Genomic DNA, 9,460 nt, shown 5'->3' with positions numbered 1-9,460 from the left:
GGGGAGCCCCCCGTGCGCGCCCCCCCCGACCCCGAGCAGCCTGCGCTGCTCGGGCTCGACGACGTCCCGGCCCCGCGCACCTCAGGGGGGAACGGCAGCGGTCAGCCTGACAAGCCCGGCAGGCGTGGCAAGGCGGGCAAGGGCGGGGGCAGGGCGGCGCTGGGCGTGACGCCCGTCGCCGCGGAGCTCCCGGTGGCCCGCGTCGTGCTCGACCTGCAGCCCGCCCACCTGGACCGCCCCTACGACTACCTCGTGCCCGCGCCCATGGCGGACGACGCCCGGCCCGGCGTGCGCGTGCGGGCCCGGTTCGGGCCCCAGGAGGTGGCGGGCTACGTCGTCGAGCGCCGGGAGACGTCGGACCACGAGGGCCGTCTCGTGCCGCTGCGCCGCGTAGTGTCGGGGGACCCGGTGCTGTCGGAGCCGGTGCTGCGTCTGGCCCGGGCGGTCGCCGACCGGTATGCCGGCACCCTGGCGGACGTCCTGCGCCTCGCCGTGCCGCCGCGGCACGCCCGGGTCGAGAAGGAGGTGCTCGCCGGGCTCGCGGCGGAGCGCACCTCTGCGGAGCCGGCCGCTGGTCCGGCGGACCTCGCGCACCCGCCGGACGAGGCGGACGAGGCGGACGAGGCGGAGGAGGCGGGCCGAGCCGCCGGCGTGGACGGTGCGGGCGGCCTCCCTGGCGCGACCGTCGCGGTACCGGCGCCCGCGACCCCCGTCGTGGCGGGCCCGACGACCGCGTGGGCGTCCTACCGGGGCGGGGAGGCCTTCTGCCGGCACCTGCTGGCCGGGGAGGCGCCACGAGCCGTCTGGACCCCTCTGCCGGGCCTCGCGCCCCCCTCGGGCGACGGGCCCGCGCACGTGCCGCACTGGGCCGCCGCCGTGGCGCAGGCAGCACGGGCCACCGTCGCGGGCGGACGCCGGGTCCTGGTCGTCCTCCCGGACGCCCGCGACGTGGAGCGCACCGTCGTGGCCCTGACCGCCGAGGGGATCGGCGACGTGGTCCGGCTCCTGGCCGACGACGGGCCCGCTCCCCGCTACCGCGCGTTCCTGCGCGCACGGCACGGGCTGGCGGACGTCGTGGTCGGAACCCGGGCCGCCATGTTCGCCCCCGTGCCCGACCTCGGGCTCGTGGTGCTGTGGGGCGACGGGGAGGACACCCTCGCCGAGCCGCACGCGCCCTACCCCCACGCCCGCGACGTGCTCGCGCTGCGCAGCGACCTCGAGGACGCTGCGTACCTGCTCGCGTCGCCAGGCCGCACCGTCCAGGCACAGGCCCTCCTGGCCTCCGGCTGGGCCCGCGAGATCGCCGCCCCCCGTGACGTCCTGCGGGCCCGCGCCCCCCGCGTCCGGGCCCTGACGTCCGTCGAGCTCGCCGCCGAGGGACCGGGCGCCGTCGCCCGCCTCCCCACCGCCGCGTGGCGCGCTGCCCGTGACGGCCTCACGCGCGGCCCCGTCCTCGTGCAGGTGCCCCGCACCGGCTACCTGCCCGTCGTCGCGTGCGCGCGCTGCCGCACGGCCGCCCGCTGCGCCGCGTGCCACGGCCCCCTCGGCATGCCCCGCCACGGGTCCGCGCCACAGTGCTCCTGGTGCGGCCGCCTCGCCGGCGGCTGGCGCTGCGACGAGTGCGGCGACACCCGCGTGCGGGCGGTACGGGTCGGCTCCGACCGGACCGCCGAGGAGCTCGGCCGCGCGTTCCCGGGCACCACCGTGCGGGTGTCCGCCTCCAACGCGCCCACGGGCGTGCTGGACCGGGTCGGTCCCGAGGCGGCGCTCGTCGTCGCCACCCCCGGGGCCGAGCCCGTCGCCGACGGCGGCTACGCCGCCGCCCTCCTCCTGGACGCCGCCGTCTCCACCGCCGGCACCGGCCTCGCCACCGCCACCGAGGCCGTGCACCGCTGGCTCGCCGCGGCAGCGCTCGTCCACCCCGCCCACGCCGGGGGACAGGTCCTCCTCGTCGGCGACGCCGCCCCCGCCCCGACCGGCGCGCTCGTGCGCTACGACCCCGCAGGCCTCGCGGACCGGGAGCTCACCGAGCGCCGCGAGCTCGCCCTGCCGCCCGCCGTCCGCGTCGCCGCCGTCACCGGCGACCGCGGCGCCGTCGACGCCCTCGTCAGCCGGGTCGCCCTCGCCGGCCCCGACACCGTCCTCGGTCCCGTCGAGCTGCCCGACGCCCCGGACCCCCGCCGCGGCAACACCCTCGAACCCCAGGTGCGCACCGTGCTGCGCGTCCCCCTCGCCCAGGGCGCCGACCTCGCCACCCAGCTGCGTGCTTCCCTGGCGGTGCGCTCCGCCCGCCGCGAGGGCGGCAGCGTGCGCGTGCAGGTCGACCCCAAGGAGATGCTCTGACATGACCGACGACACCCCCGCCCCCTCCGCGCCGCCCGTCGACACGCCGCCCATCGACACCGTCGTGCTCGACTTCGGCAACGTGCTGGTCGGCTGGGACCCGTACGGCGCGTTCCCCGCACGGTCCCGCACCGAGGTCGACGCATGGATGGCAGAGATCGACTTCCCCGCCTTCAACCTCGCCCAGGACGCCGGCCGCACCTGGTCCGACGCCCGCGCCACCCTCGCCGACCGACCCCACCTACTGCCCCTGCTCGACGAGTACGTCGAGCACTTCGCCGCCACCCTCACCGGACCGGTCCCCGGCTCCGCCGCCCTCGTCCACGAGCTCGACGCCGCCGGCATCCGCCTCCTCGGCCTCACCAACTGGTCAGCCGAGCTGTTCAGGCACGCCGCCCCCGCGGCACCCGCCACCCGGCGCATGCAGCACGTCGTCGTCTCCGGCCGGGTGGGGCTCGCCAAGCCCGACCCCGCGATCTTCCACCACCTCGCCGCCACCCACGACGTCGACCCCGCCCGGACCGTGTTCGTCGACGACAGCCCCGCCAACGTCGCCACCGCAGACCGCCTGGGATACCGCACCGTCCGTTTCACCGACACCCCCGCGCTGCGCGCCGCCCTGCGCGACCTCGGGCTGCCCGTGCACGCCTAGACCGGTCAGTCCCTCCCGGGGGCCTCCTCCGGCGCCCGCAGCCCCACGCAGTCCCACCGCCAGAACGGGTCCGCGTACGCCAGCGCCCCCGTCATCCACCCCTCGTGGCGCTCGCGGACCAGCACCTGGAACGCCGCCGCCGGGATCCTCTCCGACGGGGGCCGGAACCCTCGCTCACCGCCCGGCACGAACCCGAACCGGGGATAGAACCCCGGATGCCCCTCCAGGAACACCAACGGCTCCGGCCGGCCCGCCGTCCGGTCCAGCGCATGCCGCACCAGCGCCGAGCCCACACCCCCACCCTGCGCCCCCGGGGACACCGCGAGCGGGCTCAGCACCAGCACGTCCACCAGCCGCCGCGGGGCGTCCAGCCACGACCCCGTCAGGAGCACGTGCCCCACCACCTGCCCGTCACGCTCCGCCACGAACGACAGGTCGCGCCACGCGAGGGACTCCCGCAACGCCCGCACCAGACGGACCACGCGCGCGCCCTCGTCGCCGAACGCCTCCCGCACCACCGCCTCCACCGCCGGCACGTCCGCGGCACGCTCCGCACGCAGGCGGACACCGTCCGGCACGCCCCCGCCCTCCGACCCGCCCGCACGGCTCCCCGGCCCACCCGCACCGTGCTCCTCGTGCCCCTCGTCACCCGTCATGCCACGCAGGCTAGGGCCCCTGGCGCTCGCGGACGCAGCACATTCGCGCACGACTACGATCGGGTGGTGCGCCTGCTCTTCGCCGGAACCCCCGAACCCGCCGTCCCGTCCCTGCGTGCCCTCCTGGGTTCCCGCCACGAGGTCGTCGCCGTCCTGACCCGCGCCGACGCGCCCGCCGGCCGCGGACGCCGCCTGGTGCCGAGCCCCGTCAGGCTGGCCGCCGAGGACGCCGGCGTGCCCGTCCTCACCGACCGCCCCCGCGGCGAGGAGTTCCTCGCCCGGCTGCGCGAGCTCGACGTCGACGCCGCCCCCGTCGTCGCCTACGGGCACCTCCTGCGCCCCGACGTCCTCGCGGTGCCCCGCCTCGGCTGGGTGAACCTGCACTTCTCGGTGCTGCCCGCCTGGCGGGGCGCCGCCCCCGTGCAGCACGCCGTCCTCGCGGGCGACGAGGTCACCGGCGCCACCACGTTCCTCCTCGACGAGGGCATGGACACCGGCCCCGTCCTCGGCACCACGACCGAGACCATCCGCCCGCGCGACACGTCGGGCGACCTCCTCGGCCGCCTCGCAGCGAGCGGCGCCGAGCTCCTCGTCGCCACCCTCGACGCGCTGGAGGACGGCACCCTCGCCCCCCAGCCCCAGCCCGCCGACGGAGCCTCCCTGGCACCGAAGGTCACCACGGACGACGCATACGTCCGCTGGGACGACCCCGCCCTCGCCGTCGACCGCCGCGTCCGCGCCGTCACCCCGGCCCCGGGCGCGTGGACCACGCTGCCCTCGACCACCGGGCCCGACGCCGCCCCCGGAGCACGCCTCGGCCTCGGCCCGGTCTCCCCGCGGCCCGAGGTCACCGACCTCGCCCCGGGCGAGGTACGGGTGGGCAAGAAGGAGGTCCTGGTAGGCACCGCGACCCACGCCGTCGTGCTCGGCCTGGTGCAACCCGTGGGCAAGAAGCCCATGCCGGCAGCGGACTGGGCCCGCGGAGCCCGAGGGCTGTTCTCCGCCGACTCCGGCGCGCGACTCGGGCAGGACGCCCGATGACCGGCGAGCGACGAGGCAACGGCACCCACCGCGGCCCCGACCGAGACAACAACCGAGACACCAACCGAGACGCCAAGGGCCGCCAGCGCGGCGCAGCCCGCGCACGCGGCGACGTGCACCGCAGCACCCAGGCGCCGGGCGAGCGCCGCCGCCGCACCGACCCCGCCCGCACCGCCGCCTACGACGTCTTGCGACAGGTGGACGGCTCCGACGCCTACGCCAACCTCGTGCTGCCACCCCTCCTGCGCGAGCGCCGCATCACCGCCCGGGACGCCGCCTTCGCCACCGAGCTCGCCTACGGCACCCTCCGGCTGCGCGGCCGCTACGACGCGATCCTCGCCCGCTGCGTCTCGCGCCCCCTCGACCAGCTCGACCCCGAGGTGCTCGACGTCCTGCGCCTCGGCGCCCACCAGGTCCTCGGGATGCGCGTCCCCGCGCACGCCGCCGTCTCCGAGACGGTCGCCCTCGCCCGCGACCGCGTCGGCGCCGGACCCGCCCAGATGGTCAACGCCGTCCTGCGCGCCGTCGGACGCACCCCCCTCGAAGACTGGCTCGCCCGCCTCACCGACGAAGCACCCGACCCCGTCACCGGACTGGCGACCACCGGCTCCCACCCCGTGTGGATCACCCGTGCCCTGCGCGAGGCCCTCGCCGGCCACGGCCGCAGCCCGGACGAGATCGGCACCCTCCTCGACGCCGACAACACCGCACCACGGGTCACCCTCGTCGCCCGCCCCGGCCTCGCCGACCCCCACGAGCTCACGCAGCAGGCCGCCGACACCGACGTCCGCCTCGACACCGGTCGCTGGGCACCCACCGCGCTCGTCCTCGCCGGAGGCAGCGACCCGGCCGCCCTGCCCGCCGTCGCCGACGCCCGCGCGGGAGTCCAGGACGAGGGATCGCAGCTCGTCACGCTCGCGCTCGCAGCCGCACCCCTGGACGGCCCCGACGCACGCTGGCTCGACCTGTGCGCAGGGCCCGGAGGCAAGGCCGCCCTCCTCGCCGCGCTCGCGGGCCAGCGGGGCGCCACCCTGGTCGCGAACGAGGTGGCACCGCACCGCGCACGGCTCGTGGAGCGTGCACTGCGCGCCGTCCCGGAGGCTGTCGTGGAGCGGGTGCGCACGGGCGACGGCCGCGAGGTCGGGGCCGAGGAGCCCGCGGCGTACGACCGCGTCCTCGTCGACGCGCCGTGCACCGGCCTCGGTGCCCTGCGGCGCCGTCCCGAGTCGCGGTGGCGGCGGACCCCGGCGGACCTCGGTACCCTCACCGTGCTGCAGCGCGAGCTGCTGGCCTCCGCTCTCGACGCGGTGCGGCCCGGCGGGGTCGTGGCCTACGTGACGTGCTCGCCCCACCTGGCCGAGACCAGGCTCGTGGTCGACGACGTCCTGCGCCGTCGCTCCGACGCCGAGCGCGTCGACGCCCGTGCGGTGGTGCGGCAGACGCTCGTCCCCGGCGCGGACCTCGACCTCGGAGCCGCCGACGGCAGCGCACAGGGGCTGGACGTCCAGCTGTGGCCCCACGTGCACGGCACGGACGCGATGCACCTCACGCTGCTGCGCCGCACGCGCTGAGGACCCGCGGGGGCGCGGCGTCAGACGAGGGTGCGCTGCAGCAGCATCGTGCTCACCGACCGGCCGTGCTTGACGCCGACGTCGCGCAGCACGCCCGCCACCTCGAAGCCGAGCCGCCGGTGCAGGGGGAGCGAGCCGGCGGCGGCAGGGTCGTCCGCCACGACGGCGACGACCTGGCGCACGCCGGCCAGGGAGCAGGCGTCGAGCAGCGCGGAGAGCAGGCGCGTCCCGACGCCGCGCCCCTGGGCGGAGGGGGCGAGGTAGACGGTGTCCTCGACCGTGTAGCGGTAGGCCGCCTTCGGGCGCCAGGGGGAGACGTAGGCGTACCCGACGACCTCGCCGTCCAGCTCCGCGACGAGGAACGGCAGCCCACGCGCTGCGAGGTCGGCGAGCCGTTGCCGCCAGACCTCGACGTCCGGCGGCTGCTCGTCGAAGGTCACGGCCGTGCCGGTCACGTAGGGCTCGAGGATCGCCGCGACCACCGGGAGGTCGGCGGTCTCGGCGGGCCGGACGACGGGCCGCGCTGCGGGGGCAGGTACGGGCGACTCCCCTGCGGGGGCGGGTCCGGCGGGGGAGGGGATCGGTGGCACGGGGCGAGCGTAGTGGGTGCCGCGCCTAGGCTGGGCGCATGCCTGCGCTGATCAACCCGAGCATCCTGTCGGCCGACTTCGCGAACCTCGAGCGCGACCTGGGGGCCATCTCCACCGCCGACTACGCCCACGTCGACGTGATGGACAACCACTTCGTGCCGAACCTCACGCTGGGGTTGCCGGTCTTCGAGCGGCTCGCCCAGGTCTCGCCGGTGCCGCTCGACGCGCACCTGATGATCGCCGACCCGGACCGCTGGGCCCCCGCGTACGCGGAGGCGGGTGCGGCGTCGGTCACGTTCCACGCGGAGGCCGCGACGGCCCCGGTGCGGCTCGCGCGCGAGCTGCGACGGCTCGGGGCACGGGCCGGCGTCGCGCTGCGGCCTGCGACGCCGGTGGAGCCCTTCCTCGACCTGCTCGGCGAGATCGACATGATCCTCGTCATGACGGTGGAGCCAGGCTTCGGCGGCCAGTCCTTCATCGACGGCACGCTCCCCAAGATCCGCCGGGCGCGGCAGGCCGTGGGGGAGTCGGGGCTGGACGTCTGGATCCAGGTCGACGGGGGAGTGTCACGCGACACGATCGAGCGTGCTGCGGACGCGGGCGCCAACGTCTTCGTCGCCGGGTCGGCGGTGTACGGGGCTGACGACGTGCCGGGCGAGATCGCCACGCTGCGGGAGCTCGCCTCCCAGCACGCGCACTGAGACCTCACGGGGGCAGGACGCGCACCATTCGTCCTCCGATACAAATAGTGTGCCAAGCGTCCTGAACGACCGGGACTCACCGTCCCGAGGACCGGAACCCAACACGGAGGCCCGGGTCCCGGCGACTAGGCTGGGCGGGTGAAGACGTTCGACTCCCTGTTCGCCGAGCTGACCGAGAAGGCCTCCACCCGCCCCGCGGGGTCGGGGACCGTGGCCGAGCTGGACGCCGGCGTGCATGCGATCGGCAAGAAGATCGTGGAGGAGGCGGCCGAGGTCTGGATGGCCGCCGAGCACGAGACCGACGAGGCCGCCGCGGAGGAGATCTCGCAGCTGCTGTACCACCTGCAGGTGCTGATGCTGGCCAAGGGACTGACGCTCGAGGACGTGTACACGCATCTGTGAGCGCCCGGGCCGGGGCCGCACCGTCATCGGTGCGGCCCCGTCGTCCGTCGCGCGCGCCCAGACGCCCGACACGCCACGACCCAGAACGAGGTATCCGCTGTGCTCCGTATCGCCGTCCCCAACAAGGGCTCCCTGTCCGTCCCCGCCTCCGACATGCTGCGCGAGGCGGGATACCGCCAGCGTCGCGACACCCGTGAGCTCGTCCTCGCCGACCCGGACAACGGCGCCGAGTTCTTCTTCCTGCGCCCTCGGGACGTGGCCGTCTACGTCGGTTCCGGCACCGTCGACGTGGGCATCACCGGCCGCGACCTGCTGCTGGACTCCGGCGCGGACGCGGTGGAGCACCTCCCGCTGGGCTTCGCGGCGTCGACGTTCCGCTTCGCGGCCCCGGCCGGGACGATGACGGACGTCGCGCAGGTCGCCGGTCGCCGCGTCGCCTCGTCGTACGACACGCTGGTGCGCACCTACCTGCGGGAGCGGGGGATCGAGCCGGCGGCGGTCGTGCACCTCGACGGGGCGGTCGAGAGCTCCGTACGCCTCGGGGTGGCGGACGTCATCGCGGACGTCGTCGAGACGGGGACGACGCTGCGCGCCGCCGGCCTGGAGGTCTTCGGCGAGCCGATCCTGCGGTCCGAGGCGCTGCTGATCCGGCGCGCCGGGGCCGAGGAGCCGGCCGGCCTGGAGGTCCTCACCCGGCGCCTGCAGGGCGTCATCACCGCGCACGAGTACGTCCTCATGGACTACGACGTGCCCGTCGGCCTGGTCGACGCCGCCGTGGCCGTGACCCCGGGCTTCGAGTCCCCGACGGTGTCGCCGCTGCACAACGGCGAGTGGGCGGCCGTGCGGTCCATGGTGAAGCGCACGGAGACCAACCGCGTGATGGACGCCCTCTACGAGGTCGGGGCGCGCGGCATCATCGTGACGTCGATCCACGCGAGCCGGCTGTGACTCCGTCGTCCCCGCCGCCCGCGACGGCCGCCCTGTCGAGCGAGCCCTGACAGTGGCAGCGTGGTGGGCATGAGCGCCTCCCACGAGCCGCACGACGTGGCCCGCAGCGGTCCTGACGGCGCCCGCTTCCGTAAGTTCCGCCCCCGGTGGGGACGAGCTGCCGCCTGGTTCGTGTGGGTGTTCGCCGCCGTGGGCAGCGTGGTGGTGGGGTTGAGCGCGAACGGCCCGCTCGGCGCCGCCGGCGTGAGCAAGGGGTCGTTCGTGGCCTTCGCCCTCGCCGTCACCTGGCTGATGTGGCGGCTCGGCGGCGTGCACGCGGTCCCGTCGCCGGAGGGTCTGCGCGTCCGCAACCTCATCCACACGAGGACCCTGGCGTGGCCTGAGATCGTCGAGGTGCGCCTCGGCCCCGACGACCCGTGGGTGCGCCTGGACCTCGCCGACGGCGGCACGATCGCGGTCATGGGGATCCAGCGCGCCGACGGACAGCGGGGCATGGCGGAGGCCCGACGGCTGCGTGGCCTCGTCGTCAGCCTGGGGGAGACGCCCGACCGCACCT

Annotated in this window: 10 protein-coding genes; 8 read left to right on the top strand and 2 right to left on the bottom strand. The window is 76.4% G+C overall.

What is annotated here, in order from left to right; genetic code table 11:
- The first annotated feature begins 12 nt into the window (after positions 1 to 12).
- Entirely contained in the window at positions 13 to 2,343 is a 2,331-nt protein-coding gene (locus ACFT55_RS16170) for a primosomal protein N' (protein ID WP_380244865.1), read from the top strand.
- 1 nt (position 2,344) lies between these two features.
- Complete coding sequence (locus tag ACFT55_RS16165; protein WP_380244864.1) at positions 2,345 to 2,995, top strand: HAD family hydrolase; 651 nt, start codon at positions 2,345 to 2,347, stop codon at positions 2,993 to 2,995.
- 5 nt (positions 2,996 to 3,000) lie between these two features.
- Here ACFT55_RS16165 and ACFT55_RS16160 read toward each other — a convergent pair whose 3' ends face one another.
- Entirely contained in the window at positions 3,001 to 3,651 is a 651-nt protein-coding gene (locus ACFT55_RS16160) for a GNAT family N-acetyltransferase (protein ID WP_380244863.1), read from the bottom strand.
- A 66-nt stretch (positions 3,652 to 3,717) separates the two neighbouring features.
- On the opposite strand from ACFT55_RS16160, the gene fmt reads away from it, so the two are divergent.
- Both fmt and ACFT55_RS16150 read left to right on the top strand, forming a co-directional pair.
- Complete coding sequence (gene fmt / locus ACFT55_RS16155; RefSeq protein ID WP_380244862.1) at positions 3,718 to 4,692, top strand: methionyl-tRNA formyltransferase; 975 nt, start codon at positions 3,718 to 3,720, stop codon at positions 4,690 to 4,692.
- The gene (locus ACFT55_RS16150; RefSeq protein WP_380244861.1) at positions 4,689 to 6,263 is read left to right on the top strand and encodes an RsmB/NOP family class I SAM-dependent RNA methyltransferase; all 1,575 of its coding nucleotides are present in this window, start codon (positions 4,689 to 4,691) and stop codon (positions 6,261 to 6,263) included. Before fmt ends, ACFT55_RS16150 begins: the two co-directional genes overlap by 4 nt.
- Before the next feature lie 20 nt (positions 6,264 to 6,283).
- Here ACFT55_RS16150 and ACFT55_RS16145 read toward each other — a convergent pair whose 3' ends face one another.
- On the bottom strand, positions 6,284 to 6,853 hold the full coding sequence (locus tag ACFT55_RS16145) for a GNAT family N-acetyltransferase (RefSeq protein WP_380244860.1): 570 nt from the start codon (positions 6,851 to 6,853) through the stop codon (positions 6,284 to 6,286).
- Positions 6,854 to 6,891: 38 nt separating this feature from the next.
- On the opposite strand from ACFT55_RS16145, the gene rpe reads away from it, so the two are divergent.
- From rpe to ACFT55_RS16125, 4 genes are all read left to right on the top strand, one after another.
- Positions 6,892 to 7,554: a ribulose-phosphate 3-epimerase gene (rpe, locus tag ACFT55_RS16140; protein WP_380244859.1), complete on the top strand. Its 663-nt coding sequence runs from the start codon at positions 6,892 to 6,894 to the stop codon at positions 7,552 to 7,554.
- 138 nt (positions 7,555 to 7,692) lie between these two features.
- The gene (locus ACFT55_RS16135) at positions 7,693 to 7,956 is read left to right on the top strand and encodes a phosphoribosyl-ATP diphosphatase (protein ID WP_380244858.1); all 264 of its coding nucleotides are present in this window, start codon (positions 7,693 to 7,695) and stop codon (positions 7,954 to 7,956) included.
- A gap of 99 nt (positions 7,957 to 8,055) precedes the next feature.
- Positions 8,056 to 8,904, top strand: a complete 849-nt coding sequence (gene hisG, locus ACFT55_RS16130; protein WP_380244857.1) for an ATP phosphoribosyltransferase — start codon at positions 8,056 to 8,058, stop codon at positions 8,902 to 8,904.
- A 69-nt stretch (positions 8,905 to 8,973) separates the two neighbouring features.
- A partial coding sequence (locus tag ACFT55_RS16125) for a PH domain-containing protein (protein ID WP_380244856.1) occupies positions 8,974 to 9,460 on the top strand: 487 nt, incomplete at its 3' end.

Source organism: Isoptericola sp. NPDC057191, assembly GCF_042670225.1.
In the GTDB taxonomy this organism is placed as follows: Bacteria; Actinomycetota; Actinomycetes; order Actinomycetales; family Cellulomonadaceae; genus Isoptericola.
The sequence above is the reverse complement of the archived record's forward strand: the minus strand, read 5'-3'. Positions and strand labels throughout refer to the sequence as shown.